The sequence below is a fragment of the Streptomyces sp. NBC_00435 genome (assembly GCF_036014235.1).
Taxonomy (GTDB): domain Bacteria; phylum Actinomycetota; class Actinomycetes; order Streptomycetales; family Streptomycetaceae; genus Streptomyces.
Genome location: NZ_CP107924.1, coordinates 7,199,477 through 7,225,634 on the forward strand (window position 1 = coordinate 7,199,477; position 26,158 = coordinate 7,225,634).

Consider the following 26,158-nt stretch of genomic DNA (forward strand, 5'->3'; position numbering starts at 1 on the left):
CAATCTTCCGGCGTCCCCCACCACACACCTTGCTGCCGCTCTGCCGCTCTGCCGCTCTGCCGCGCCGAGGGCAGGTCGCCCCTGCCCAACCCGGTGGCAGCTCATCCGGTTACAAAGGAGATCTCAAATGCGCAGACGAAGTTCCAGCCGCGGCCCCCTGTCCGCGGTGCTCGCCGCCGCGGTCGCGACCCTGGCCGCGTTGGCGGCGCTGCTCGTCGCAGGCCCGGCTCAGGCGGCCACCACCAGCGACTTGCGCGGTGTTGCTTCCGGCCGCTGTCTCGATGTGGCGGGCTTCAGCCAGTCCGACGGCGCGAACGTGCACATCTGGGACTGCCACGGTGGAATCAACCAGCAGTGGACGTTGACGGACAGCAGCCAGCTGACCGTGTACGGCAACAAGTGCCTGGATGTCCGGGGCGGCGCCACCACGTCCGGGACCCCGGTGCAGATCTGGACGTGCAACGGCAGTGAGAACCAGCAGTGGCGGGTGAACTCCGACGGCACGATCGTCGGCGTACGGTCCGGGCTGTGTCTGGAGGTCTCAGGCTGGGGCACGGCCAACGGCACGGGGGTGCAGACCCGGTCGTGCCACGGTGGCGGCAACCAGAAGTGGACCGGCCTGTCCGGGGTGAGCAACGCGTGTGCTCTTCCGTCGGCCTACCGGTGGACCTCGACGGGTCCGCTGGCGCAGCCGGCGAACGGGCAGCTGGCGCTGAAGGACTTCTCCACCACCACGTACAACGGCAAGCGCCTGGTCTACGCGACCACCTCCAACGGAACGGCGTGGGGCTCGACGGCGTTCAGCCCCTTCGCGAACTGGTCGGACATGGGGGCGGCCACCCAGACCAGGATGAACGAACCCGCGGTGGCGCCCGAACTGTTCTACTTCGCGCCCAAGGACGTCTGGGTGATGGTGTCTCAGTGGAGTCAGTGGCCGCTCTACTACCGCACCTCCAGCGACCCCACCAACCCCAACGGCTGGTCCGCCGCGCAGCCGCTGTTCACCGGCGGCCTGCCCGTGGGACCCGGGGACCGGAGGGACGCCCCGATCGACCCGACCATGATCGCCGATGACCAGAACATGTACCTGTTCTTCGCCGCCGACAACGGCAAGATCTACCGGGCGAGCATGCCGATCGGGAACTTCCCGGGCAACTTCGGCTCCTCGTACACGACGGTCATGAGCGACGCGACGGACCTTCTGTTCGAGGCGCCGGAGGTCTACAAGGTCCAGGGCCGGAACCAGTACCTCATGATCGTTGAGGCGCAGGGCTCGAACCGCTACTTCCGCTCGTTCACCGCATCCAGCCTGAACGGTCCGTGGACCGTTCAGGCCGGCAGCGAGAGCAACCCCTTCGCGGGTCAGGCCAACAGCGGTTCCACCTGGGCCAAGGGCGTCAGCCACGGTGACCTGGTCCGCAACAACCCCGACCAGACCATGACCATCGATCCCTGCAACCTGCAGTTCCTCTATCAGGGCCTCCCCACCACCACACCGGAGAACACCGACTACCTGAAGCTGCCGTACCGGCCGGGTCTGCTCACCCTGCAGCGCTGACCCGCCTGAACCACGGCGCTCGCGATGTGGTGCGTTCCGCCGACGTGCAGCCGAGCGGTTCATGGATCGCGCCGCCGCCTGCTCGATCGCCGGCCAGCAACACGGCCTGGTCACCCTCGACGCGGCCGGCCGGCCGGGCCGCCCGGCGCTGCTCTGGAACGACGTCCGCTCCGCCCCGCAGGCCGCCGAACTCGCAGCCGCGTTCGGTGCGGCAGAGCTCGCCCGCCGCACCGGCAGCGTCCTCACGGCCGCCAAGTGCGCCTGGCTGCACACGAATGAGCGTGCCGCCGCCGACCGCGTCGCGGCCGTCCGGCTTCCCCACGACTTCCTGACGGAGCGGCTGACCGGTGAAGCGGTGACGGACCGCGGAGACGCGTCGGGAACCGGCTGGTGGGGGCCGGACGGCTACGACGAGGACGTTCTCGGCAGGATCGGCCTCGACCCCGGGCTGCTGCCGCAGGTCCTCCCGCCGGGAGCCCGGGCGGGCGTCGTCCGGGCCGGGATGCCACTGCGCGAGGGCGCCCTGGTGGCGACCGGGACCGGTGACAACATGGCCGCCGCCCTCGGGCTGGGCCTGACCCCCGGGCGTCCGGTGCTGAGCCTCGGTACCTCCGGCACCGTCTACGCCGTCGGCCGGACGCGGCCCGCCGACCCCGGCGGAACCGTCGCCGGCTTCGCCGATGCCCTCGGCGGCTGGCTGCCGCTCGCCTGCACGCTCAACCGCACCCTCGCCGTCGACCGCTTCGCCGCTCTCGTAGGCCGCGACCGCGAGGACGTCGAGGGAGGCGGCACGGCGGTGGTGCTTCCCTACCTGGACGGCGAGCGCACTCCGGACCTCCCGCAGGCTTCCGGCCTGGTCCACGGCCTGCGCCACGACACGACGCCGGGCCAGCTGCTCCAGGCCGCCTACGACGGCGCCGCCCACGCCCTGCTCGCGGCCCTGGACGACGTGCCGCGCGCCGGAGGCGAGAGACCCGCTCCCGGTGAACCACTCCTGCTGATCGGCGGCGGAGCCCGCGGCAGGGCCTGGCAGAGGACCGTCCTGCGACTGTCCGGGCGAGCGGTCCAGGTGCCCGAGGCCCGGGAACTGGTCGCGCTCGGGGCCGCCGCCCAGGCCGCCGCCCTGCTCACCGGTGAGCCTGCCGATGCCGTCGCCCGGCGCCGGCGGACCGCCGAGGGCCGGGTACTGGAGCCCGTACCCCGTGACGACGACACGCTCGAACGGATCACCAGTACGCTGCGGCGGGCGCCGGCCTTGCAGGAGGTCCCGGCGGGAGAGCGATAGGAGGGTCGGGCCGATGACGGGGACCGGCAGGGGGAGCGGGGGATCGGAGGCCGCGCCCGCCTCGCAGCAGGGGATGCGCCGGCGGAACCTCGCGGTGGTGATCGGCGTGGTCGCCGCGCACGGACCGCTCTCCCGAGCGGACGTGGCCGGGCACACGGGCCTGACCAGGCCGGCCGTCTCCTCCATGGTCGACGGGCTCATCGGCCGGTGAGCGCCGACCGAGACGGAGACCGCGCCCAGCGGACGGGTCGGCCGCCCTGGACGGGCGCTGGCCCTGAACGATCGGGGTCCCGCGGGCCTCGGCCTGGAGATCGGCGTCACCCATCTCGCCGCGTGCGTCGTGGACCTGCGTGGTGAACCCCGGGTCTGGCGTCGCGTGGAGCGGGCCAACGCGGGCCGGCCCCAGAGGTGCTGGCGGAGGCCGCCGCGCTGGGCGCCGAGGCGGACTCCGAGGCCGCGTCCTGCCGCCGAGGCCGGAATCGGTGCCGCACTGGTCATCGGCGGGCAGCTGTTCCGGGGCGCCCGCGGCTTCGCGGGCGAACTCGGGCACCTGCCCGTCCACCCGGAAGGCGCCCCTTGCTCCTGCGGGGCACGCGGCTGTCCGGAGCAGTACGCGGGTGAAGCGGCCGTGCTGCGCGAGGCCGGGCTGGGCCCCGTCGGCGACCCGGTGGCCCTGCTCGCCGAGCGGCCAGCCGCCGGGGACGCCGCCACCCTGCGCGCCCTGGACCGAGCAGGACGGGCCATGGGCCTCGCCCTGACCTCGACGGTGAACCTGATCGACCCGGACGGCCTCGTTCTGGGCGGCGCCTACACCGAACTCGGCGACTGGCTCCTCCCGTCGGCCCGCGCCGAACTGGCCGCCCGGGTCACCGTCCGGGCCTGGAACCCGGAGGTGGTGAGCCCCTCCGTGCTGGGGCGCCGCGGACCGGTGCCGGGCGCAGCGTGGTCGACCGTCCGGCAGATCATCGCTGATCCCGCCCGCCTGCCCATCCGCTGACTGGTGCTGTGACCGGAAAGGCTCACCGTGCCAGGGCGCAGAACCCGTCCACCGCGAATCGGTGCGCCGTCGTGGGCTACGCGCCGCCAGGAGCGTGCAGCTCTCCCGTCCGGGCAACACGGGCGTACCAGTGCGCGCTCGATTTGGGTGTGCGCTCCAGAGTGTCGTAGTCGACGTGGATGGCGCCGAAACGTTTGGCGTAGCCGTAGGCCCACTCGAAGTTGTCGAGCAATGACCAGAGGAAGTAGCCGCGTACGTCCACCCCGTCGGCGATCGCCCGGTGCACGGCGCCGAGGTGGGCGTGGATGTAGGCGGCGCGTTCGGGATCATGGACCGTGCCGTCGGGTCCGATCTCGTCCTCGTACGCCGCTCCGTTCTCGCTGATGACGAGCGGCAGTCCGGGGTACCGGGCGGCGGTGCGGGTCAGCAGGTCGTACAGCGCGCTCGGGTCCACCGGCCAGCCCATCGCCGTGCGTTCGCCCGGCGCCTGGTGGAAGGCGATCTCGTCCGCGCCGGGCCAGGGGGAGTGCTCGCTGTTGCCGTGGCCGTCGTCCTGCGGCTTCTGGTCGCCGGGCGCGACGTGCGAGACGACCGTCGGGGTGTAGTAGTTGACGGCGAGGAGGTCCAAGGGCTGGTGGATCGTGGCGGTGTCGCCGTCCCGGACGAAGGACCAGTCGGTCAGGTGCGCGGTGTCCACGAGGAGGTCCTGGGGGTAGTCGCCCTCCAGCATGGGGCCGAGCCAGATGCGGTTGCCGACGGCGTCGATGCGCCGGGCCGCGTCCCGGTCCTCGGCCGACGGGGTCAGGGGGCGCACCTCGTGGAGGTTGAGGGAGACGGCGAGCTGGGCGTCTGCGGGCAGTGCGGCCCGCAGGGCCTGGACGGCGAGGCCGTGGCCGAGGTTGAGGTGGTGGGCGGCGCGCAGGGCGGCGACCGGGTCGGTGCGGCCGGGGGCGTGCACGCCGGAGGCGTAGCCGAGGAACGCGCTGCACCAGGGCTCGTTGAGGGTGATCCAGTGCTTGACCCGGTCTCCGAGGGCGTCGGAGACGAGGCCCGCGTACTCGGCGAAGCGCTCGGCGGTGGCGCGCTCGGGCCAGCCGCCCGCGTCCTCCAAGTCCTGGGGGAGGTCCCAGTGGTAGAGGGTGAGGGCGGGAGTGATGCCGGCGGCGAGCAGCTCGTCGACGAGCCGGCGGTAGAAGTCCAGGCCCTTCTGGACGGCCGGGCCCCGGCCGGTCGGCTGGACCCGGGACCAGGAGACGGAGAACCGGTAGGCGCCCAGGCCGAGTTCGGACATCAGCCGGACGTCCTCGGGGAAGCGGTGGTAGTGGTCCACCGCCACGTCACCGGTGTGGCCCTCGAAGACCTTGCCCGGGGTGTGCGAGAAGGTGTCCCAGATGGACGGGGTACGGCCGTCTTTTCCGGCGGCGCCTTCGATCTGGTAGGCGGCGGTGGCCGTGCCCCACAGGAAATTGGGCGGGAAGGTGCGGGTGGCGGTGAGTGGCCGGGTCTCGGACGCGGTCATAGGAGAGCGCTCCCAACGTAAGTGTGGTTGAAGTCGTGCCGGATGAACCGGTGCCGGAAGAGGGGGCGCGAACAGGCCGACGAGGCAGGTCGTTCCTCGATGAACGCCGTCAGTTCTTGACGGCGCCGGCGGTGATGCCGCCCACGATGTGCTTGCCGAGCACGGCGAAGACGAGCAGCAGCGGCAGCGTGGAGATGAGTGCGCCGGTCAGGACGACGGCCTGGTCGACTGTGTGGTTGCCTGCGCCGAGGCCGGCCAGGGCGACCTGGAGGGTCGGATTCCCGTCCGGGGTCAGTGCGATGAACGGCCAGAAGAAGTCGTTCCAGGCCTGGACGAAGACGAGCATTCCGAGGACTGCCATCGCGGGTCGGGCCACGGGGAGGACCACGTGCCAGATGATGCGCAGGCTGTGGGCGCCGTCCATCCTGGCCGCCTCGACGAGTTCCACGGGCAGCGCCTCGATGAGGTACTGGCGCATGAAGAACACGCCGAAGGCGGCGACCAGCGAGGGCAGGACGACCGACTGGAGCTGGTCGACCCAGCCGAGGTCGGTGATGATCTGGTAGAGGGGGATGACGCTGAGCTGTGGTGGGATCGTCATGGTGGCGACCACGAGGGCCAGCAGGGCGCCCCGGCCCTTGAAAGGCAGCTTGGCGAAGGCGAAGCCGGCCAGGGTGGAGAACAGGACGGTGGAGAGGGCCACGAGTCCGGCCACGACGGTCGTGTTGACCAGTGCCTCGCCCATGTCGACCTGGTTCCAGGCGAAGGTGAGGTTGTCGAAGAGCCGGGGGCCGGGCAGGAGCGGGGCCGGGGCCTCGACCACGCGCTCGCCCGTGTGGGAGGCGGCCACGAGGTTCCAGTACAGCGGGAAGAGGGAGACGAGGGCGGCCAGGCCGAGGAGGACGTACGTCAGCGGTCCCGCATGGTGCTGACGGCCCGCCGATGAGCGAAGACGCCTTGCACGCGGCGCCGCGGTGGTGGTCTTTTCGAGTGTGCGGGTCATGGGTTCAGCTCCCCGCCTTCGTGCGGATGTGGCCGGATCGGCTGCTACGGCGGTGGCTGCGGTTGCGGTTCGAGCGAGCGATCAGCGCCTGGAGCCCGCCGATGAGCAGGAGGAGCAGCAGCATGACCCAGGCGATGGCGGAGGCCTGGCCCAGCGCGCCGGTCACCCACCCCTTCTCGTACATGAGCAGGCTCAGCGTCTGGAACTGGTTCCCGCTGCCCCCGCTGATGCCGACGCTGCCGCCGAAGAGCATCGGCTCACCGAAGAGCTGGGTGGCACCGATGGTGGAGACGATGACGGTGAAGAGGATCGTCGGACGGATGGAGGGGATGGTGACGCTGAGGAACTGGCGCCAGCGCGAGGCCCCGTCCAGGGCCGCGGCCTCGTAGAGATCCTGCGGTACGGCCTGCATGGCCGCGAGGTAGATGAGTGCGTTGTAGCCGGTCCAGCGCCAGGTGACGATCGTCGAAATGGCTATCTGGGCGGGCCACTTGGAGGATTCCCAGGCGACCGGTTCGAAGCCGACCCAGCCCAGGACCGTGTTGATCAGGCCGTAGTCGGTGTTGAAGAGCTGGGCGAAGACGAGGGACGCCGCCGCGATGGAGGTGGCGTACGGGGCGAGGACCGCGACGCGGAAGAAGCCCTGGCCACGGAGTTTGTAGTTGAGCAGGTGCGCGAGGCCGAGGGCCATCAGCAGCTGCGGAACGGTGGAGAGCACGCCGATGGTGAAGGTGTTCGCGAGCGCGTTCCAGAAGAACTCGCTGGTCGCCAGCGAACTGTAGTTGTCCAGCCCCTTCCACTGCGCGCTGCCGCCCAGTTCCACCCGGTGGAGCGAGAGCCAGCCCGTGTAGATCAGGGGGAAGAGCCCGAAGGCGGCGAAGGTGAGGAAGAAGGGAGCGATGAAGACGTACGGGATCGCCTTCAGATCGAGGCGGTAGAGCGTGCTGCGCCAACCGCTCCGGCCCGAGGGCCGCTGCCTGTGGGAGCCGGGGCCGGCGCTGGAGCCCGGGGCTTGTGCGGCGGGCGGCGCGGAGCCGCCACCCGTCGCCCGTACGGAGGTGGCCACGGGGGCGTCCTTCCAGGTCGATGCGTGCAGTCATGCGGTGGGGGCGGACGGTCGACGGCCCGCCGCCACCCGCGGGGAGGCAGCGGGTGGCGGCGGGCCGTCACACTGCCCCGTTACTGGTCGATCTTGTCGGCGACCAGCTTCTTGACGTTCTCCCAGGCCTTCACCGGGTCGGTGCCGCGCTGCTCGATGTCGAGGATGCCGTTGTCGGTGAGGAAGGTCTTCACCTGACCGTCCCAGCGGCTGATCGGGGCGGGCGTGATGCCGGCCGCGGCCTCCGAGTAGATCTTGCCGACCGGGGTCTCACCGAAGTACGGCAGCTTGGCGCCCTGCACCGCCGGGGAGCTGAGGGAGTCCTTGGAGGAGGGGATGTTGCCGTTCACGCCGAAGACCTTGGCGTGCTGCGCCGGTGCGGTGAGCCAGGCGGCCAGCTCGGCGGCCTCCTTGGCGTGCTTGCCCGACTTCGGCACGGCGAGGAAGGAACCGCCCCAGTTGCCGGCCACGGGCGGGGCGGCGATGTCCCACTTGCCCTGGTTCTCCGGGCCCGCCTGCTCCTTGATGATGCCCGTCATCCAGCTCGGGCAGGCGACCGTGGCGAACTTCGAGTTCTTGAAGGCCGCGTTCCACGTGCCCTTCTCGTCGAACTGGCGGAGCTTGCCCGTCAGTTCGCCCTTCGCCGCCACCACGGCGGTGTCCCACGCCTTCTTCACGCCCGGGCTGTTCTCGTAGTCCAGCTCGCCCTTGGTGTTCGCGTACTGCACCGGCTCGCTGGAGATCACCGCGTTGAACAGACCGCTCGCGGAGTCGTGGAAGGCGGTCCCCTCCGGGGCGCTCTTCTTGTACGTCTCGCCGGTGGCGATGAACTTCGCCCAGTCGCCCGCCCACAGCTTCGCGACCTCGGTGCGATCGGTCGGCAGGCCGGCCTTGGCAAAGAGGTCCTTGTTGTAGCAGATGGCCATCGGACCGATGTCCGTGCCGAGGCCGATGACCTTGCCGTCGCCCGTGGTGGCCTGCTTGACCTTCCAGTCGAGGAAGGCGCCGACGTCTGCGCCGCCCGTCTTGCCGAGGTCGGTCCACTTGTCCGCCATGGCGGGGCCGGTCGCCTCCGCGATGTAGCCCACCTCCAGGGCCTGGATGTCCGCGAGACCGCTGTCGCGGGAGAGGCGCAGCTTGAGGGTGTCCCAGTACTTCTGGCCGTCGGCGACGTTCGACTCCTCGATCTTGATGTTCGGGTGCGCCTTCGTGTACTCGGCGTAGAGCTTGGCCCCGGTGGCGTCGTCGTAGCCGAAGGAACCGAAGGTGCCGATCCGCAGCGTGATCTGCTCCTTGGCGGCCGTGCCGTCATCTCCGGCGGGGCTGTCGTCGCCGCAACCGGTGAGCAGGGCCGCGCCGGTCACGACGGCGACGGCTGCGGCGATTGCGTTGATCGCGGTGCGGCGTCCGCGTCTGCTGCTGGAAGTGCGCATGAACTCTCCTCGTCCAAGGTGGTGCTCGTTGTGCGCCAGGGGGGTCCGGCGGGGTGTTCGCGGCTCGGCGAGGGGCCCGCCAGGACCCGATGGGGAAGGCCGTTGTCGCACCCCTGGATGGGAGCGCTCCCACGTCGTTGCCGGAAGGTTGCTGCCCAGTAGGGGTGGGTGTCAAGAGGTGAACGCGAATTCAATCGAGATGGGCTCCCGCCGCACCTCGGGGTCCCATTTCCGGTTGCGGCCCGTCGGACAGTGAACGAGACCGTGGCGGAGTGAGGGAATCGAGGCTAGTGTGGGAGCGCTCCCACATCCTCCGTCGGCGTACCGTGTGCCGGAGCGACGAGGTGGGGCCCACTGCCTTGCCCGATTCACCTAAAGTACCTGCTCAGCTGACCGGGCCGGTGCCCGGCGCGGAGCGCGATGGCGCACGAGGGGAGTTCGAAAGTCGTGAGCGGACGGCAGAACGGCAGGCCCACCCTGGAAGAGGTCGCGGCCCTGGCCGGCGTCGGCCGGGGCACGGTCTCCCGGGTCATCAACGGCTCGCCCCGGGTGAGCGAGCAGGCCAGGGCGGCCGTTGCCCGCGCCGTGGCCGAGCTGGGGTACGTCCCCAACCAGGCGGCCAGGGCGCTGGCCGGCAACCGGACCGATGCGGTCGCCCTCGTCATTCCGGAGGCCGAGGCCAGGGTCTTCTCGGAGCCGTACTTCCTCGACCTGATCCGCGGGGTCAGCGCCGAGCTGGCCGAAGCCGACAAACAGTTGCTGCTCACCCTGGTCCGGACCGAGGTCGAGCGTCAGCGGTTCGAGCACTACCTGGCCGCCCAGCGGGTCGACGGCGTCCTGTTGGCGTCCGTCCACGGCGACGACCCGCTGCCCGACCGGATCGTGAAGCTCGGGCTGCCGGTCGTGATGAACGGCCGGCGCTCCGAGGCCGAGCCGGTCGACTACGTGGACTCCGACAACATCGGCGCGGGACGGGCGGCCGTCGCCCACCTGGTGGGGCGGGGCCGCAGCCGGATCGCGACCATCACCGGGCCGCTGGACATGTACGTGGCCCGGGCGCGTCTGGGCGGCTACCGCGCGGGGCTCGCCGAGGCGGGGATCCGGCCCGACGAGTCCCTGGTGGCGACCGCCGACTTCACCGAGGAGGGCGGCCGCCGGGCGATGCGCGAGCTCCTGGATCGCGCACCCGGCCTGGACGCGGTCTTCGCCGGATCCGATGTGATGGCGGCCGGTGCCCGCGGGGTGCTGCGCGAGGCGGGGCGGCGGGTCCCCGAGGACGTGGCCCTGGTCGGTGTGGACGATTCAGTGGTGGCCCGGCTGATGGATCCGCCGCTGACGAGCGTGCGCCAGCCGATCGAGGAGATGGGCCGCACGATGACCCGGCTGCTGCTCCACCAGATCGCGGAAGGGCCCGGGGCCGGCAGCGCCCCGGGGCAGGGGGCGGGCGAGGGGCCGAGCCGGGTGCTTCCGACGGAACTGGTGGTGCGGGACTCCTCCTGAGCGGTTTGCCCAGGGCGGACGGCTTCGGTCGACGAGCCCGGGGCGGTGGCCGGAATGGGTCGGGACGAAGCCTTCCCTTGGCGGGTTTTCCGGAGCGTGCCGAGGCCCGGGGCGGTTCGGAAGCTGGATTCCGTACCGCCCCGGGCCTCTCATGGGCGGTGGGTCACAGTGCCGGGTGGGCGTTCTTCATGAGCTCCTGGAACTGAGCCGAGAACCACTGGCCCGACAGCGGCGCGTCCGGGAGGGACCCCGACATGCTGTTGCCGTTGCGCGCGTTGCCCGCGTAGGTGGGGTCGCACATGCGGTCGAAGCCCTTGCCCTCGTTGTTGGGGATCTCCTTGCTCGCGCCGTCGGACTCGCCCGGCGGCTTGATCCATACGTAGGCGTCGATGCCTGCGGCCGGGGCGGCCTGCGGCCGTTCGCCGAGCCCGGCGCCGGCCTGGTTGCACCAGTTGCCGAGGTGGATGCGCCGGTCGTAGCGGCCGCCGTCGACGTACGTGTCCACGCTGGTCAGCGGGCCGGGTGCGGTCGGGCGGGCGGTTCCGCCCCAGCCGTTGCGGGAGGTGTCGATGAGCATGCCGATGTTGGTGTCGAAGCCGAGTGAGACGAGTTTGGTGCGCATGCCTTGGGCGTAGGACAGTTCGTCCGTGTAGCGGTTCCAGTCGACCCACTTCGACTGGCGTACGGAGGTGCCGTTGACGGAGTCCTCGATCTTGAAGTGGTCTTCCTTCAGGGCGCTGTAGTTGGCGGTGTTCACGATGAAGCCGTGGACCTTGGAGAGGGTGGAGCCCTCGGCGGTGGCCGCCTGCTTGAACATTTCGGCGGAGGCGCCGAGGTTGTCGTCCCAGCCGAGCCAGCCGTGGTGGCCCGCGTCCACGTAGTTGTAGACGTTGGCGATGGAGCCGAGCTTGTTCAGTGCGTAGCCGACGCCCTTGATGTAGTTGCCGTTGGTCTTCATCACGTCGCAGTTGGCCGTGGCCGTGGGGCGGCCGGAGACGTTGGTGACCAGATTGGGCAGAGAGTCGATCTCGACGGTGGTGACGATCCGCAGACCCGCGTACTTGGCGTCGGCGAGGATGGCGGCGATCGGGTCGATGTAGGTGGTCTTGTATTTGTCGATCTCGGTCGGGCCGAGCTCGCCGTTGGAGGCGAGGGCGGCGCAGTCCCGTCCGGGCAGGTTGTAGATCACGAGCTGGACGACCATTTCACCGCTGCCCTTTTGGGCCAGCGCGGCGTCCAGGTGGGCGCGCAGGCCCATGGAGGTGCTGGATCCGGCGATGGCGGCGGTGCGGTCGAGCCAGACGCCGGTGGGCTGGTTGGCCACCCTGGAGCCGCCCGGTTCGGCGGCGGCCTTGGCGGACCATTCGGGGTTGACGTACACCTTGGCGCCGGCGTACGGGTTGTCGGCCTTGCCGCCCGACGGCGGCGGGGTGGTCGGCGGGGTGGTCGGCGGCGTGGTCGGCGGCGTGGTGGGCGGTGTCGTCGGGGGAGTGGTCGGCGGCTGGGTCGGGTCGGTCGCGCCGTTGCAGGTGACGCCGTTGAGCTTGAACGTCGCGGGTACCGCGTTCGTCCCGGTGTGCGAGCCGTTGAAGCCGAAGGAGGTCGAACCGCCCGTGGCCAGGTTCCCGTTGTACGAGAGGCTCTTGGCGGTTACCGCGGCCCCGGACTGGGTGATCGTGGCGTTCCAGCCCTGGGTGACCTGCTGGCCGTTCGCGTAGGACCACTCCAGGGTCCAGGAGGCGACCGCGTCACCGGTGTTGGTGACGATCACATTCGCGCCGAACCCGGTGTTCCACTGGTTCGTGATCTGGTACTCGACCTTGCAGCCCGCCGTGGCGGCGCCGGCGGAAGTGCCGAACACGGTGGCGGTCGCACCGGCGGCCGTGACGAGACTGAGGGCCGCCAGCAAGGCGGTGCGCCTGGTCGTACGGGACGTGGTGCGGGGAGTCGTGCCGATGGCTGTGCGGCTCATTTTCGTGGGGTGCCTTTCAGTTCAGGGCGCGCGGGCGGTCGCGCAGCCCGGTGCCGAATGCGGTGGGGGTGGTCGGGCTGGGCCGGAGGGGTGCTTCCAGGTGTGGCAGGTCCAGCGGGTGGATGAGGGGGTGCGGGCGTCCGGCCACACCATGGCGCGATCGGCGATCGGCGATCGGCGATCGGCGATCGGCGATCGGCAATCGCCGAACGGCCGTCCATAGGAGTTCTCGCCGATCTGACCCGCGGCCGGGTGGGACCGGGCTGTGGCCGGGGGCGAGGATTGAGCCTCGACACGTCTTCCAAGCAGGCATGTTGAGGGTGTGGAGGGGGCAGGCCGTGGCCGGACGGCCCGTCGGGCAGGTGGGTGGGCCGCCGGCTCAGGCCGTTGTAGGCAATGCCGCGGGCCGGTGGGGATCGCGGACGCCGGTCACATGAAGTGCGTCCACCAGGCTCTGCGTGCCTGGGACCTTCTGGCCGTTGCTCGGCAGGTAACGCCGTCGCGCAAGGCGAGTGCTGCTCCGCCGAGCAGCACTGACAGACGCGGGGCCGTCACATGGGCGAGCCCTCGCAGCAAGGTCGCGCTGTGACGGCACACCAACCATGGAAGCGCTCCCACTTGCTTGGGCCAGACCGTAGCGGCAACTACCGCCAAGCAAAAGAGGGGTTGAGTAAATTCCTCGCGGAACTCTTTCGACTCTTCACGCGTCTTGACGGCACCTCGCCTCCTCTGCAGAGTGGGAGCGCTCCCATTGATTCAGAGCTTGTGCGCAGTCGTTCTTCCCATCCCCGTCTCCCCGAGCCGCGAGGAGAACATCCGCATGTCGGCACATCCCCCACCCAGACCACGCGTCCGACGCAGCAGACTGCTCACCGCGTCGGCCACGACCCTGTCCCTCTCCCTCCCCCTCGGCCTCACGGCCGTCGGCGCCACCGCCGCCGCGGCCGCCGCGGTGGAGTGCAGCGTCGACTACAAGACCAACGACTGGGGCTCGGGCTTCACCGCTGAGCTCACCCTCACCAACCGGTCCACCACCGCGCTCGACGGGTGGACGCTGACCTATGACCACACGGGCAACCAGCAGCTCACCAACGGCTGGAACGGCACCTGGACCCAGACCGGCAAGACCGTCAGAGTCGCGGCCCCGGACTGGAACAAGACCATCGCCGCAGGCTCGGCCGTCACGACCGGCGCCCAGTTCGCCTACAGCGGGACCAACGCCGCCCCCACCTCCTTCGCCGTCAACGGCACCCCGTGCACCGGAGCCCACCAGCCCCCGGTCGCCGTCCTGACCAGCCCCACCGCGGGCGCGGTCTACACAGTGGGCACCGCCGTCCCGCTCGCCGCCACCGCCGCCGCGGCCGAGGGCGCCACCGTGGGCAAGGTCGAGTTCTACAGCGACACCACACTCCTGGGCACAGACACCACGGCCCCCTTCACCTCAGCCGCCACCAGCCTCGCCGCCGGTTCCCACTCCCTCTACGCCAAGGCCTACGACAGCCTCGGAGCCTCCGCCGAGTCGGCTCCCGTCGGCATCACCGTCGCCGCCGGCCCCGCGCTCGTAGCCACCCCCGCGCAGCTCTCCGTACGCCGTGGGGAGACGGCAACCTTCGATCTGAAGCTCTCCAAGCAGCCGGCCGCGAACGTCACGGTGGGCGTCGCCCGTACCTCGGGCAACACCGACCTCACCGCGACACCCGCCGAGCTCACCTTCACCCCGGCGAACTGGAACACCGCCCAGAAGGTGACCGTCGCCGCCGGCACCACCGGCAGCGGCTCCGCCGTCTTCACCGCGACCGCCCCCGGCCACGCCAAGGTCGAGGTGACGGTGGCCCAGCTGGCCGCCGACTCCACGTACGACGCCCGCTTCCTCGACCTCCACGGGAAGATCACCGACCCGGCCAACGGGTACTTCTCGCCGGAGGGCATCCCGTACCACTCCGTCGAGACGCTGATCGTCGAGGCCCCGGACCACGGGCACGAGACGACCTCGGAGGCCTACAGCTACCTGATCTGGCTGCAGGCGATGTACGGGAAGATCACCGGGGACTGGACCAAGTTCAACGGCGCGTGGGAGGTCATGGAGAAGTTCATGATCCCCACCCACGCCGACCAGCCCACCACCGGCTCGTACAACGCCTCCAAGCCCGCCACCTACGCCCCCGAGCACGACCTCCCCTCGCAGTACCCGGCCAAGCTCGACGGGACGGTCACCTCCGGTGTCGACCCGATCGCCGGCGAACTGAAGAGCACGTACGGCACGGACGACATCTACGGGATGCACTGGCTCCAGGACGTCGACAACGTCTACGGATTCGGCAACGAGCCCGGAAAGTGCTCCGCCGGCCCGACCGCGACCGGGCCCTCGTACATCAACACCTTCCAGCGCGGACCCGAGGAATCGGTCTGGGAGACCGTTCCGCACCCCACCTGCGACAAGTTCGCCTACGGCGGCAGGAACGGCTACCTCGACCTCTTCACCGGGGACTCCTCCTACGCCAAGCAGTGGAAGTTCACCAACGCCCCGGACGCCGACGCGCGCGCCATCCAGGCCGCGTACTGGGCGGACATCTGGGCCAAGGAGCAGGGCAAGCAGTCACAGGTCACCGGGACCGTCTCCAAGGCGGCCAAGATGGGCGACTACCTGCGGTACTCCATGTTCGACAAGTACTTCAAGAAGGCCGGGAACTGCGTCGGCCCGACCGTCTGCCCCGCCGGCACCGGCAAGGACAGCGCGCACTACCTGATGTCCTGGTACTACGCCTGGGGCGGCGCCACCGACACCTCGGCCGCCTGGTCCTGGCGGATCGGCTCCAGCCACGCCCACGGCGGCTACCAGAACCCCCTCACCGCCTACGCGCTCAGTGAGTACGCCCCGCTGAAGCCCAAGTCGGCGACCGGCTCGGCGGACTGGGCGACCAGCCTCGACCGGCAGCTGGAGTTCTACCGCTGGCTCCAGTCCGAGGAGGGCGCCATCGCGGGCGGCGCGACCAACAGCTGGCAGGGACGGTACGCACAGCCCCCGGCCGGGACCCCCACCTTCCACGGCCTCTTCTACGACGAGAAGCCCGTCTACCAGGACCCGGCGTCCAACCAGTGGTTCGGGTTCCAGGCCTGGTCCATGGAGCGGGTCGCCGAGCTCTACCAGCAGACGGGCGACGCCGCCGCCAAGACCGTGCTCGACAAGTGGGTCGGCTGGGCCCTGTCGAAGACGACGATCAACCCCGACGGCACCTACCGCATCCCCTCCACCCTCAAGTGGTCCGGTGCCCCCGACACCTGGAACGCGTCGGCGCCCGGCGCCAACGCGGGCCTGCATGTCACCGTCGCCGACTACACCGACGACGTGGGCGTGGCCGCCGCCTACGCCAAGACCCTCACCTACTACGCCGCGAAGGCAGGCAACGCCGAGGCCAAGCGGGTCGCCAAGGCCCTCCTCGACGGCATGTGGGCCCATCACCAGGACCCCCTGGGCGTCGCCGTCCAGGAGACCCGGACCGACTACAGCCGCTTCAACAACCCCGTCTACGTCCCCAGCACGTGGACCGGCAAGATGCCGAACGGCGACGCGGTGAACTCCGCCTCCACCTTCGCCTCGATCCGTACCTTCTACAAGGACGACCCGGCCTGGCCGAAGATCGAGGCCTACCTCGCCGGCGGCGCGGCGCCCGTCTTCACATACCACCGGTTCTGGGCCCAGGCGGACATCGCCCTGGCCATGGGCTCGTACGCGGAGCTGCTCGAATAACAGCCCGCCCCGCCCGGAGACATCTCCGCGTACGACGAGGCCGGGCAGCCCGTGAGGACCTGCCCGGCCTCAACACGTCCACCCGTCACGTCTCTTCGCCTTGTGGGAACACCCCCCCATCACCGTCTCTCGAAGTGGATCCGCATGCGACCTTCACCGCACCACGCCCCCAGCGCGCTGGGCCTGCTGGGCGCGCTGCTCACCGTGTTCGTCTCGTTGGCCGCGCTGCTCACCGCCGCATCGGCGGCTCAGGCCGACACCACGATCTGTGAAACGTTCGGGTCGGCGACGATCCAGGGCCGCTACGTCGTCCAGAACAACCGTTGGGGCACGAACGACAGCCAGTGCATCGCCGTCACCGACTCGGGGTTCAGGATCACCCGGGCCGACGGTTCGGTTCCCACGAACGGAGCCCCGAAGTCCTACCCGTCCGTGTACAACGGCTGCCACTACACCAACTGCTCGCCCGGCACGAACCTCCCCGCCCGGCTCGACAGCGTCTCCACCGCGCCCACCAGCATCTCGTACAGCTATGTCAACGACGGTGCGTACGACGCCGCGTACGACATCTGGCTCGACCCCACGCCGCGCATCGACGGCGTGAGCCGGACCGAGATCATGGTGTGGTTCCACAAGGTCGGCCCGGTACAGCCCGTGGGCTCCCCGGTCGGCTCCGCCACCGTGGCAGGGCGCCAGTGGGAGGTGTGGTCGGGCAACAACGGCTCCAACGACGTGCTGTCGTTCGTCGCGCCGTCGGCGATCAGCAGTTGGAACTTCGACGTCATGGACTTCGTCCGGCAGGCCGTCTCCAGGGGACTGGCGCAGAACAGCTGGTACCTGACGAGCGTTCAGGCGGGATTCGAGCCTTGGCAGAACGGCGCCGGCCTCGCCCTGACCTCGTTCTCCTCGACGGTCAACACGGGCTCCTCCGGTGACCCGGGCGGCCCCGGAGGCTCCACGGCCTGCAAGGTGGCGTACGCGCCGAACGTCTGGCAGGGCGGATTCACCACCGACGTCACCGTCACCAACACCGGCTCCTCCCCGGTAAGTAACTGGAAGCTCGCGTTCACCCTGCCCTCAGGGCAGCAGGTCACCAACGCCTGGAACGCGAACGTCTCCCCGTCGTCGGGAGCCGTCACGGCCGGCAACGTCGGCTACAACGCGGAGATCGCCGCCGGCGGCCAGGCGTCCTTCGGATTCCAGGGAACCTTCAGTGGCGGCTTCGCCAAGCCCTCCGGGTTCAGCCTGAACGGGAGCGCCTGCACCATCGCGTGACACGCGCCCACCCCGTCCGGGGCCCGCCCGTTTCTCCATGTCCACGGGCGGGCCCCGGGCACCGTGTCAGATGCGGTGCATCGCTCGCCAGGCGCGCCTGACGGTCAAAGGCCCAGTGCCAGCCGGTAGTACGCCTGGTTCCAGCGGAGATCGCGCCGGAACTGCTTCGGGGTGGTGGTCTCGTCGATGAGGGCGAGCTCCAGGCGGAGCATTTCCGCCAGGTCGTCGAGGTGGTCGGAGGTCAGGGCGGTGCTGAGGACGGTGTGGTGCGGTCCTCCGGCCGTCAGCCAGGATTCGGTGGAGGTCCGCAGGTCGGGGCGGGGCCGCCAGACCGCGCGGGCGACGGGCAGTGCCGGCAGCGGGTGCGGGGGTGCCACCACGTCGATGTCATTGGCGATCAGGCGGAAGCGATCGCCGAGGTCGGCGAGCCCGACCACCACGGCCGGGCCGGGTGCCGCGTCGAACACCAGCCGCACCGGGTCCTCCCGCCCGCCGATGCCGAGGGGGTGGATCTCGCAGCTGGGCCTGGAGGCGGCGATGGTGGGGCAGACTTCCAGCATGTGCGCGCCGAGGATGAGTTCGTTGCCGGGTGTCAGGTCGTAGGTGTAGTCCTCCATGAAGGAGGTGCCGCCCGGCAGGCCGGCGGCAGCCACCTTGAGGGCGCGCAGCAGGACGGCGGTCTTCCAGTCGCCCTCTCCTCCGAAGCCGTACCCCTGGGCCATGAGCCGCTGGACCGCGAGGCCGGGCAGCTGGCGCAGTCCGCCCAGGTCCTCGAAGTTGGTGGTGAAGGCCCCGAAGCCGCCCGTTTGGAGGAAGGTGCGCAGGCCGGCTTCGATGCGGGCCGCGTAACGCAGCGCGTCGTGCCGTTCGCCGCCCGGTCGCAGTTCCGGCGCCAGGTCGTACAGGTCGGCGTACTCCTCGACGAGGGAAGCCACGTCGGTCTCGTCCGCGTTGTCGACGACCTTCACCAGGTCGTTGACGCCGTAGGTGTTGACGGAGACACCCAAGCGCAGCTGGGCCTCGACCTTGTCGCCCTCGGTGACGGCCACGTCGCGCATGTTGTCGCCGAAGCGGGCGACCTTGAGGGTGGCCAGTTCGGATCGTGCGGCGGACGCCCGCGCCCAGATCGCGACGCGTGCGCTCGTCTCGGGATCGGTGACGTGGCCGGCCACCGTTTTGCGGGGTACGCCCAGACGGGTCTGGATGTGCCCGAACTCGCGGTCTCCGTGGGCGGCTTGGTTGAGGTTCATGAAGTCCATGTCGATGGTGTCCCAGGGCAGGGCCACGTTCGACTGGGTGTGCAGGTGCAGCAACGGCTTGCGCAGCGCGTCCAGTCCGGCGATCCACATCTTGGCCGGCGAGAAGGTGTGCATCCAGGCGATCAGCCCGATGCACCGGTCGTCGGCGTTCGCGTCGAGGCACACCCGGCGGATGGCGTCGGCGTCGGTCAGTACCGGCTTCCACACCACGCGCGCGGGGGTGCCGGAGGCGTCGGCCAGCGCGGCGGCGATCTGCAGCGACTGTTCGGCGACCTGCTTCAGCGTCTCCTCCCCGTACAGGCCTTGGCTGCCGGTGAGGAACCAGATTTCCTGGGCGGGGGATGTTCGGCTGGGCACATGGACTCCTGAAGGTGACGTCCCGCAACGGTGGTGAGGGCGGCGGGCGGGCGGGAATGCCGGGAACGGTCAACGGGGCGGGGGTCAGCCCGCGGTGTGGGTCGTGTCGCGGATGTGCCTGAGGCGGTGCAGCAGGCCACCCGTGGCGAAGTGGTCGTGCAGGAGCCGGTATTCGGCGAAGAGGGCGTCGTACGCCGCGGCCCGGGTGGCGTCGGGCAGATAGACGGCCGGCAGCCGGCGGCCCATGGCGGCGGTGGCCGTCCGTACGTCGCCGTGCGCGCCGGCGGCTACGGCGGCGTGGATGGCCGACCCGAGGGCGGGGCCCTGGTCGGACGCGGCCAGGGAGACGGGGCGGCGCAGCACGTCGGAGTAGATCTGCATCAGCAGTTCGTTCTTGGCCAGTCCGCCGGCGACGATGAACTCGTGGACCGGTACGCCGCCTGCTTCCAGGGCCTCCACGATGACGCGGGTGCCGAACGCGGTGGCTTCGAGCAGCGCGCGGTAGACGTCCTCGGGGCGGGTCGCGAGGGTGAGACCCACGATGACTCCGGAGAGGTGGTGGTCGACGAGGACCGAACGGTTGCCATTGAGCCAGTCGAGGGCGACCAGTCCGTGTCCGCCGACCGGCTGGCCGGCGGCCTTCCGGGTCAGCAGGGTGTGCAGGTCCTCGCCGCGCTCGGCGGACTCGGCGAGGTAGTCCGACGGGACGCCTTGGTCCAGCACCCAGGCGAAGATGTCGCCGACCGCACTCTGGCCGGCCTCGTAGCCGTAGGTTCCCTCGACGATCCCGCCGGCCACGACACCGCAGATGCCGGGGACGTCGGCGAGGACGGGGGCGTTCACGACGTGGCAGGTGGAGGTCCCCATGATGGCGAGCAGTTGTCCGTCCTCGACGGCCTGGGCCGCCGCCGCGGTGACATGGGCGTCGACGTTGCCCGCGGCCACGGCGATGCCGGGCCGCAGTCCTGTCCACGCTGCCGCCTCCGTACTGAGCGAGCCCACTCGTGAGCCCAGTGCGGAGAGGGGGAATTCGAGGCGGGTGCGTGCGAAGTCGGCGAACCGGGGGTTCAGCGCGGCCAGGTACTCCTCGCTCGGGTAGGCGCCGTCCTGGTGGATGCCCTTGTATCCGGCGGTGCAGGCGTTGCGGGACTCGGTTCCGGTGAGCTGCCACACGATCCAGTCGGCGGCCTCGATCCACCGGGCGCAGCTTTCGTAGACGAGCGGGTCTTCTTCCAGAACCTCGAGCGCCTTCGCGAACTGCCACTCGGCGGAGATCCGGCCGCCGTAGCGGGCGATCCACTTCTCCCCGCGGGCGTGGGCGAGTTCGTTGATGCGGTCGGCATGGGACTGGGCGGCATGGTGCTTCCACAGCTTGGGCCACGCGTGGGGCCGTCCGGCGAGCTCGGTCTCGGCGAGGGGAGTCCCGTCGGCCAGCGTGGGCAGGACGGTGCAGGCGGTGAAGTCGGTGGCGATGCCGATCACGGCGGCGGGATCGATCCCGGCCGCCGCCAGGGCCTGCGGGACGGCGCGACGCAGTACTTCCCGCCAGTCCTGGGGGTGTTGCAGGGCCCAGTCCGGAGGCAGCGGCGCACCGCCCTGCGGCAGGTATCGGTCGATGACGCCGTGCCGGTAGGGGTGGACCGCCGCGGCCAGCTCCTGACCGTCGCGAACCCGCACCACCACGGCGCGGCCCGACAGGGTGCCGAAGTCGACACCGACCGTGTACTGCTCCGATTCCTCGGAAGGAGGGGCGGGCGCGAGGAGATGGGGTGACGTCAACAGAGTGCCTTTCGAAGGAGCCGTGGGCGGCACGCGGCGTGGCCCGGCAGCCGGAGATGCCGTCCCGACCATCCAGGCGGTCGGCGGAGGATCCGATGAGCTTGCAGTGTGAGCGCTAACAATGTCGATAGGCAAGGGGTCGGCGTGGATCATGCGGGAGACCCTCATGTGCGGCGGCCTTCGTATACGGGGCCGCGGTTCGATGTGCATTTGCTGCGACGCGGGTTGAGGACTCCAATTCCGGTAGGCGGGGTCGATGGTCGCGCGAACGGATGGAGTCCGCGTTGTTGTCGCACGCGACGCGGTAACGGACAGGTAACGCGCGCAAAGGGGTTGAGAACCTGGCTTGTTAGCGCTCACAATGCGACGGCGCCCCCTCAAGGGCATCCCGCTCCTGTCGCCCCGCCTCCGCCTCCGCCCCCGGCCCCGGCGCCCGCCCCGGCCCCGCCACGCCCATGACCACGGGCGCAGTCCGGCACCGGCCGTGCGGAGCCTCATCCGTAGCCCCCGAAAGGACACCCGTCATGGCTCGCAGAGCAGCCCTCGTCCTCACCGTCGCCCTTCTCGCCTCCTCGGCGCTGACCGCCTGCTCGACCGAGGGTCCCACCTCCGCCCCGGCCTCCGGGGCCAAGACGGGCTCCGGCGGCACGATCACCATGGGCTTCGCCCAGGTCGGCGCCGAGAGCGGTTGGCGTACCGCCAACACCAAGTCCGTCCAGGAGGCGGCGAAGAAGGCCGGGATCGAACTCAAGTTCTCCGACGCGCAGCAGAAGCAGGAGAACCAGATCAAGGCGATCCGCACCTTCATCCAGCAGAAGGTCGATGTGATCGCCTTCTCGCCGGTCGTGGAGTCCGGCTGGGACACGGTGCTCAAGGAGGCCAAGGATGCGGGCATCCCGGTCATCCTCACCGACCGGGCCGTGGACACCAAGGACACCTCCCTCTACAAGACCTTCCTGGGCTCGGACTTCGTCAAGGAGGGCAAGTCCGCGGGCGAGTGGCTGACCGGCGCGTACGCGAACGAACAGGGCCCGGTCAACATCGTCGAGCTCCAGGGCACCACGGGCTCAGCACCCGCCAACGACCGCAAGGCCGGCTTCGCCGATGCCATCCGTGCCGACGGCAAGTTCAAGATCGTCGCCTCGCAGACGGGTGACTTCACCCGCGCCAAGGGCAAGGAGGTCATGCAGGCGTTCCTGAAGTCCCAGAAGGACATCGACGTCCTCTACGCCCACAACGACGACATGGCCCTCGGTGCCATCCAGGCCATCGAGGAGTCCGGCAAGAAGCCCGGTACGGACATCAAGGTGATCTCGGTGGACGGAATCAAGGACGCCTTCGTCGCCATGACCGAGGGCAAGATCAACATCGTGGTGGAGTGCAACCCGATGCTCGGCGACCAACTGATGGAGCTGGCCAAGAAGGTCGTGGCGGGGGAGAGCGTGCCGACCCGGGTCGAGACCCAGGAGGGCGTCTTCCCGCAGGACAAGGCCGCGGCCGCCCTGCCGTCCCGGAACTACTGACGCGACGGGTTCTTGGTGCCGGAGGAGGTCCGGCTCCGGCGCCTCCTTCACCCTCCGGAGCCCGCTCCACCAACCCACCCATGAGAGGAGGGCGGATGACGCATCCGTCCACCCCGCCGGCCACGGGCGCCGTCGGCCCGCGGCCGGTCCTGGAAGCCCACGACATCCGCAAGCGGTTCCCGGGCGTGCTCGCTCTCGACGGAGTCGCCCTGCGGCTCTTCCCCGGTGAGGTGCACGCCCTGATGGGCGAGAACGGCGCCGGGAAGTCCACCTTGATCAAGGTGCTCACCGGTGTCCACCCCGCCGACGGCGGCGCCATCCTCGTGGACGGCCGGCCCCACGCGTTCACGGACCCCCTCCAGGCGCAACAGGCCGGAATCAGCACCGTTTATCAGGAGGTCAACCTCTGCCCGAACATCTCGGTGGCCGAGAACATCCTCATCGGGCGCGAACCGCGCCGGTTCGGTCTCATCCACTGGTCCGCGATGCGGCAGCGGGCGGCAGAGCTGCTGACGGAACTCGACCTCGATCTGGACGTCACCAGTCTGCTCGATTCGCACTCCCTGGCGGTGCAGCAACTGGTCGCCATCGTCCGGGCGGTGGACGTCTCGGCGAAGGTGCTCGTGCTGGACGAACCCACCTCCAGCCTGGATCGCGGGGAGGTCGCCCAGCTCTTCACACTGGTGCGGCGCCTGCGGGACCGCGGTGTGGCCATCCTGTTCGTCACGCACTTCCTCGACCAGGTGTTTGACCTCTGCGACCGCGTCACCATCCTGCGCAACGGCCGGCTGGAAGGCGAGTACGCGATCGGGGAACTCACGCCGGTGACGCTGGTACAGCGCATGATCGGCGGAGAACTGGCCACCCTCGACCAGCTGTCCGGCCGTGCCCACGGGGAAGCGGCCGAACGGGCGGCCGGCGAGCCGTTCCTCCAGGCCCGACAGCTGACCCGTACGGGCTCGATCGAACCGTACGACCTTGACATCCATCCCGGCGAGATCATCGGACTGGCCGGCCTCCTGGGCTCGGGCCGCACCGAGGTGGCGCGCCTCCTGTTCGGCGCGGACAGCGCGGACGCCGGAGAAGTGAGCATCGAGGGTGAGCAGGTGGTCCTGCGCAGCCCCCGCCACGCCATCGCCCGGGGCATCGCGTTCTGTTCCGAGAACCGCAAGTCCGAGGGACTGGTGGGCGAGCTCACGGTCCGCGAGAACATCGTCCTCGCCCTGCAGGCCGCCCGCGGCTGGACCAGGCCGCTGGCCCGGGCGAAACAGGACGAGCTGGCGCGGCACTGGATCGAAGCCCTGGACATCAGGCCCGCCGACCCCGAAGCACAGGTGCGCCACCTCAGTGGAGGCAACCAGCAGAAGGTCCTCCTCGCCCGCTGGCTGCTGACCGCACCCCGGCTCCTGATCCTCGACGAACCCACTCGGGGCATCGACATCGGGGCCAAGGCGGAGATCCAGAAACTCGTGGCCCGCCTGGCGGGCGAAGGCACCGCCGTGCTGTTCATCTCGGCGGAACTCGAAGAGGTCCTGCGCCTGAGCCACCGCATCGCCGTGCTCCGCGACCACCGCATGGTGGCCACCCTCGCGAACGACGACACCGTCACGCCCGAACGCCTCCTCACCACCATCGCCACCGGAACGGACTCATGACCACCCAGCCCGCCAAGTCCGAGGCGGCCGCCGCGATCGGGAGACGGCTGGCCGGCCACCGCCTGCTGTGGCCCGCGCTCATCCTGCTCGCCCTGCTACTCGGCAACCTCGCGTTCCACCACGACTTCTTCTCCGTCCGCGTACGCGACGGCCATCTCTACGGCAGCCTCATCGACATCCTCCAGTTCGGTGCGCCACTCATCCTGGTGGCGCTCGGCATGACCCTGGTCATCGCCACCCGCGGGATCGACCTCTCGGTGGGTTCCACCGTCGCCATCGCCGGCGCCCTCGCCTGCGGGCACATCTCCACCGCCGCGCATCCCGGCAGCGTCGCCACCCTGCTCACGGCCGTCGCCCTCGCGCTCGGCGTCGCCCTCGTACTGGGCCTCGCCAACGGCTTCCTGGTGTCCGGGCTGGGGGTCCAGCCCATCGTGGCCACCTTGATCCTCATGGTCGCGGGCCGCGGCGTCGCCCAGCTGATCACGGACGGCCAGATCGTCACGGTGACCAGCGCCCCCTACAAAATGATCGGCGGGGGCTACTGGCTGACCTTCCCGTTCGCCGTCCTCCTGGCGGCCGCCCTCGTCGCGCTCACCGCCCTCGTCACCCGCCGCAGCGCACTCGGCATGCTGATCGAGTCCGTCGGCGGCAACCCCGCCGCGAGCCGCCTGGTCGGCATCCGGGCAGGCGGTCTCCTCGCCCTGGTCTACGTCTTCAGCGCGCTGTGCGCGGCCGTCGCCGGGTTGATGATCAGCTCCAACGTCTCCAGCGCCGACGGCAACAACGCCGGCCTGTGGATCGAGCTCGACGCGATCCTCGCCGTCGTCGTCGGCGGCACCGCACTGACCGGAGGACGCTTCTCCCTCGGCGGCACCGTCCTGGGCGCCCTGATCATCCAGACCCTGTCGACCACTGTCTACACCCTCGGCGTCCCACCCGAGACCACCCTCGTCTTCAAGGCCTTCGTCGTCATCGTCGTCTGCCTAGTGCAGTCCCCGGTCTTCCGGGCCAAGGTCCTGCGCCGCCGCGGGGCGGCCACTCCCCGATCCCACGCCACAGCGGGCGCCGCACCGCAGCAGCAGGAGGCAAGCGCATGAGTACCGGCATCGCGAGCGTCGCCGCGCACCTCACCCGCCCCTTCGCGACCGTGTCCCCACGCACCCGCACCCGTATCCCACTGATCGTCACGGCCGTCCTGCTGGCCGTCTTGTTCAGCGTCGGATCGGTGCGCTACGAGGGCTTCCTCTCCGCGCAAGTCGTACTGAACCTGCTGATCGACAACGGATTCCTCCTGGTCGTCGCGGTCGGGGCGACCTTCGTCATCCTCACCGGCGGCATCGACCTGTCCGTCGGCTCCATGGTGGCCCTGTCGACCATGCTCACCGCCTGGCTGGTCGAGTCGCACGGCTGGCCCCTGGCCACCGTCATCCCCCTGGTCCTGCTCGGCGGCGCCGCGAGCGGGACGCTCATGGGCTGGATCATCCACACCTTCGAGATCCAGCCGTTCATCGTCACCCTGGCCGGCATGTTCCTCGCCCGCGGGCTCTGCTACACGATCAGCACCGAATCCATCACGATCAGCGACCCCACCGCGGCCGGAATCGCGCAGACCCGGCTGTACGGCCCGGGAGGACTGTTCGTCTCGATCCCGGTGGTCATCGCCCTGGCCGTGCTGGTGATCGCCTTCGTCGTCCTGCACCACACGCGCTTCGGCCGCAACGTGTACGCGCTGGGCGGCAACGAAGCCTCCGCACGCCTGATGGGTCTTCCCACGGGCTCCACCAAGATCGCCGTGTACGCAGTCAGCGGCCTGTGTTCCGCGCTCGGCGGCCTGCTGCTGACCTTCTACATGCTCTCCGGCTACGCCCTCCACGCCATGGGCATGGAACTCGACGCGATCGCCGCCACCGTGATCGGCGGCACGCTGCTGACCGGAGGTTCCGGCTTCGTCCTGGGCACCGCCCTCGGCGTGCTCGTCCTCGGCACGATCCAGACGGTGGTCAACTTCCAGGGCACGCTGAGCTCCTGGTGGACCCGGATCGTCATCGGCGCCCTGCTGCTCGTGTTCATCGTGCTGCAACGCCTGATGAGCGGCCGCCGCCCCGCCGCCGGCTGAGGCCGGCTCCGCAGCCCACCAGCCCGTGCCACCGCGTTCGCGTGCCGCGATCACAGCTTGGTCCCGGCGCGCATCCGGTG

General features: G+C 70.2%; 15 protein-coding genes and 2 pseudogenes. 10 read left to right on the forward strand and 7 right to left on the reverse strand.

What is annotated here, in order from left to right:
• Positions 1-127 precede the first annotated feature (127 nt).
• The 3 genes and pseudogenes from OG389_RS32480 (at position 128) to OG389_RS32490 (ending at position 3,840) form a co-directional block, all read left to right on the forward strand.
• Positions 128-1,558, forward strand: coding sequence for a non-reducing end alpha-L-arabinofuranosidase family hydrolase (locus OG389_RS32480; RefSeq protein ID WP_328302296.1), 1,431 nt, complete (start codon positions 128-130; stop codon positions 1,556-1,558).
• Positions 1,559-1,577: 19 nt separating this feature from the next.
• A pseudogene (locus OG389_RS32485) lies at positions 1,578-2,843 on the forward strand (FGGY family carbohydrate kinase); the annotation flags it as partial.
• A 13-nt stretch (positions 2,844-2,856) separates the two neighbouring features.
• Positions 2,857-3,840 (forward strand): annotated as a pseudogene (locus OG389_RS32490) (ROK family protein).
• Positions 3,841-3,916: 76 nt separating this feature from the next.
• On the opposite strand, the gene OG389_RS32495 reads toward OG389_RS32490, so the two are convergent.
• The 4 genes from OG389_RS32495 to OG389_RS32510 form a co-directional block, all read right to left on the reverse strand.
• Positions 3,917-5,359, reverse strand: coding sequence for a GH1 family beta-glucosidase (locus tag OG389_RS32495; protein WP_328302298.1), 1,443 nt, complete (start codon positions 5,357-5,359; stop codon positions 3,917-3,919).
• Between the two features lie 109 nt (positions 5,360-5,468).
• The gene (locus tag OG389_RS32500; RefSeq protein ID WP_328302300.1) at positions 5,469-6,362 is read right to left on the reverse strand and encodes a carbohydrate ABC transporter permease; all 894 of its coding nucleotides are present in this window, start codon (positions 6,360-6,362) and stop codon (positions 5,469-5,471) included.
• 4 nt (positions 6,363-6,366) lie between these two features.
• Entirely contained in the window at positions 6,367-7,428 is a 1,062-nt protein-coding gene (locus OG389_RS32505; RefSeq protein WP_328302302.1) for a carbohydrate ABC transporter permease, read from the reverse strand.
• A gap of 113 nt (positions 7,429-7,541) precedes the next feature.
• Positions 7,542-8,894: an ABC transporter substrate-binding protein gene (locus tag OG389_RS32510; protein WP_328302304.1), complete on the reverse strand. Its 1,353-nt coding sequence runs from the start codon at positions 8,892-8,894 to the stop codon at positions 7,542-7,544.
• Positions 8,895-9,314: 420 nt separating this feature from the next.
• Here OG389_RS32510 and OG389_RS32515 point away from each other — a divergent pair, with 420 nt between their 5' ends.
• Positions 9,315-10,394, forward strand: coding sequence for a LacI family DNA-binding transcriptional regulator (locus OG389_RS32515; RefSeq protein ID WP_328302306.1), 1,080 nt, complete (start codon positions 9,315-9,317; stop codon positions 10,392-10,394).
• Between the two features lie 163 nt (positions 10,395-10,557).
• Here the strand turns inward: OG389_RS32515 and OG389_RS32520 are convergent, their stop codons facing one another.
• Complete coding sequence (locus OG389_RS32520) at positions 10,558-12,366, reverse strand: glycoside hydrolase family 6 protein (RefSeq protein WP_328302308.1); 1,809 nt, start codon at positions 12,364-12,366, stop codon at positions 10,558-10,560.
• An 820-nt stretch (positions 12,367-13,186) separates the two neighbouring features.
• Here OG389_RS32520 and OG389_RS32525 point away from each other — a divergent pair.
• On the forward strand, positions 13,187-16,114 hold the full coding sequence (locus OG389_RS32525) for a glycoside hydrolase family 48 protein (RefSeq protein ID WP_328302310.1): 2,928 nt from the start codon (positions 13,187-13,189) through the stop codon (positions 16,112-16,114).
• Positions 16,115-16,258: 144 nt separating this feature from the next.
• Complete coding sequence (locus tag OG389_RS32530) at positions 16,259-17,389, forward strand: GH12 family glycosyl hydrolase domain-containing protein (RefSeq protein ID WP_328302312.1); 1,131 nt, start codon at positions 16,259-16,261, stop codon at positions 17,387-17,389.
• 104 nt (positions 17,390-17,493) lie between these two features.
• Here the strand turns inward: OG389_RS32530 and araA are convergent, their stop codons facing one another.
• The gene (gene araA, locus OG389_RS32535) at positions 17,494-19,005 is read right to left on the reverse strand and encodes an L-arabinose isomerase (RefSeq protein WP_328302314.1); all 1,512 of its coding nucleotides are present in this window, start codon (positions 19,003-19,005) and stop codon (positions 17,494-17,496) included.
• An 84-nt stretch (positions 19,006-19,089) separates the two neighbouring features.
• A complete protein-coding gene (locus tag OG389_RS32540) occupies positions 19,090-20,784 on the reverse strand; it encodes a ribulokinase (protein ID WP_328302316.1) in 1,695 nt (564 codons plus the stop codon).
• Positions 20,785-21,308: 524 nt separating this feature from the next.
• Here OG389_RS32540 and OG389_RS32545 point away from each other — a divergent pair.
• From OG389_RS32545 to yjfF, 4 genes are all read left to right on the forward strand, one after another.
• Positions 21,309-22,307, forward strand: a complete 999-nt coding sequence (locus OG389_RS32545; RefSeq protein WP_328302318.1) for an ABC transporter substrate-binding protein — start codon at positions 21,309-21,311, stop codon at positions 22,305-22,307.
• Between the two features lie 95 nt (positions 22,308-22,402).
• Positions 22,403-23,962 carry a sugar ABC transporter ATP-binding protein gene (locus OG389_RS32550; RefSeq protein WP_328302320.1) on the forward strand — a complete coding sequence of 520 codons (1,560 nt, stop codon included), beginning with the start codon at positions 22,403-22,405 and terminating at the stop codon, positions 23,960-23,962.
• On the forward strand, positions 23,959-25,059 hold the full coding sequence (locus tag OG389_RS32555; protein WP_328302322.1) for an ABC transporter permease: 1,101 nt from the start codon (positions 23,959-23,961) through the stop codon (positions 25,057-25,059). Before OG389_RS32550 ends, OG389_RS32555 begins: the two co-directional genes overlap by 4 nt.
• Complete coding sequence (yjfF, locus tag OG389_RS32560; RefSeq protein WP_328302324.1) at positions 25,056-26,078, forward strand: galactofuranose ABC transporter, permease protein YjfF; 1,023 nt, start codon at positions 25,056-25,058, stop codon at positions 26,076-26,078. The genes OG389_RS32555 and yjfF overlap by 4 nt, the downstream gene beginning before the upstream one ends.
• Positions 26,079-26,158 lie beyond the last annotated feature (80 nt).

Bases quoted from the DNA above. Each gene is read 5' to 3' on its own strand.
- OG389_RS32480 (WP_328302296.1), top strand. From the start codon at position 128: ATGCGCAGACGAAGTTCCAGCCGCGGCCCCCTGTCCGCGGTGCTCGCC.
- OG389_RS32495 (WP_328302298.1), bottom strand. From the start codon at position 5,359: ATGACCGCGTCCGAGACCCGGCCACTCACCGCCACCCGCACCTTCCCG.
- OG389_RS32500 (WP_328302300.1), bottom strand. From the start codon at position 6,362: ATGACCCGCACACTCGAAAAGACCACCACCGCGGCGCCGCGTGCAAGG.
- OG389_RS32510 (WP_328302304.1), bottom strand. From the start codon at position 8,894: ATGCGCACTTCCAGCAGCAGACGCGGACGCCGCACCGCGATCAACGCA.
- OG389_RS32515 (WP_328302306.1), top strand. From the start codon at position 9,315: ATGGCGCACGAGGGGAGTTCGAAAGTCGTGAGCGGACGGCAGAACGGC.
- OG389_RS32520 (WP_328302308.1), bottom strand. From the start codon at position 12,366: ATGAGCCGCACAGCCATCGGCACGACTCCCCGCACCACGTCCCGTACG.
- OG389_RS32525 (WP_328302310.1), top strand. From the start codon at position 13,187: ATGTCGGCACATCCCCCACCCAGACCACGCGTCCGACGCAGCAGACTG.
- OG389_RS32530 (WP_328302312.1), top strand. From the start codon at position 16,259: ATGCGACCTTCACCGCACCACGCCCCCAGCGCGCTGGGCCTGCTGGGC.
- OG389_RS32545 (WP_328302318.1), top strand. From the start codon at position 21,309: ATGGCTCGCAGAGCAGCCCTCGTCCTCACCGTCGCCCTTCTCGCCTCC.
- OG389_RS32550 (WP_328302320.1), top strand. From the start codon at position 22,403: ATGACGCATCCGTCCACCCCGCCGGCCACGGGCGCCGTCGGCCCGCGG.
- OG389_RS32555 (WP_328302322.1), top strand. From the start codon at position 23,959: ATGACCACCCAGCCCGCCAAGTCCGAGGCGGCCGCCGCGATCGGGAGA.
- yjfF (WP_328302324.1), top strand. From the start codon at position 25,056: ATGAGTACCGGCATCGCGAGCGTCGCCGCGCACCTCACCCGCCCCTTC.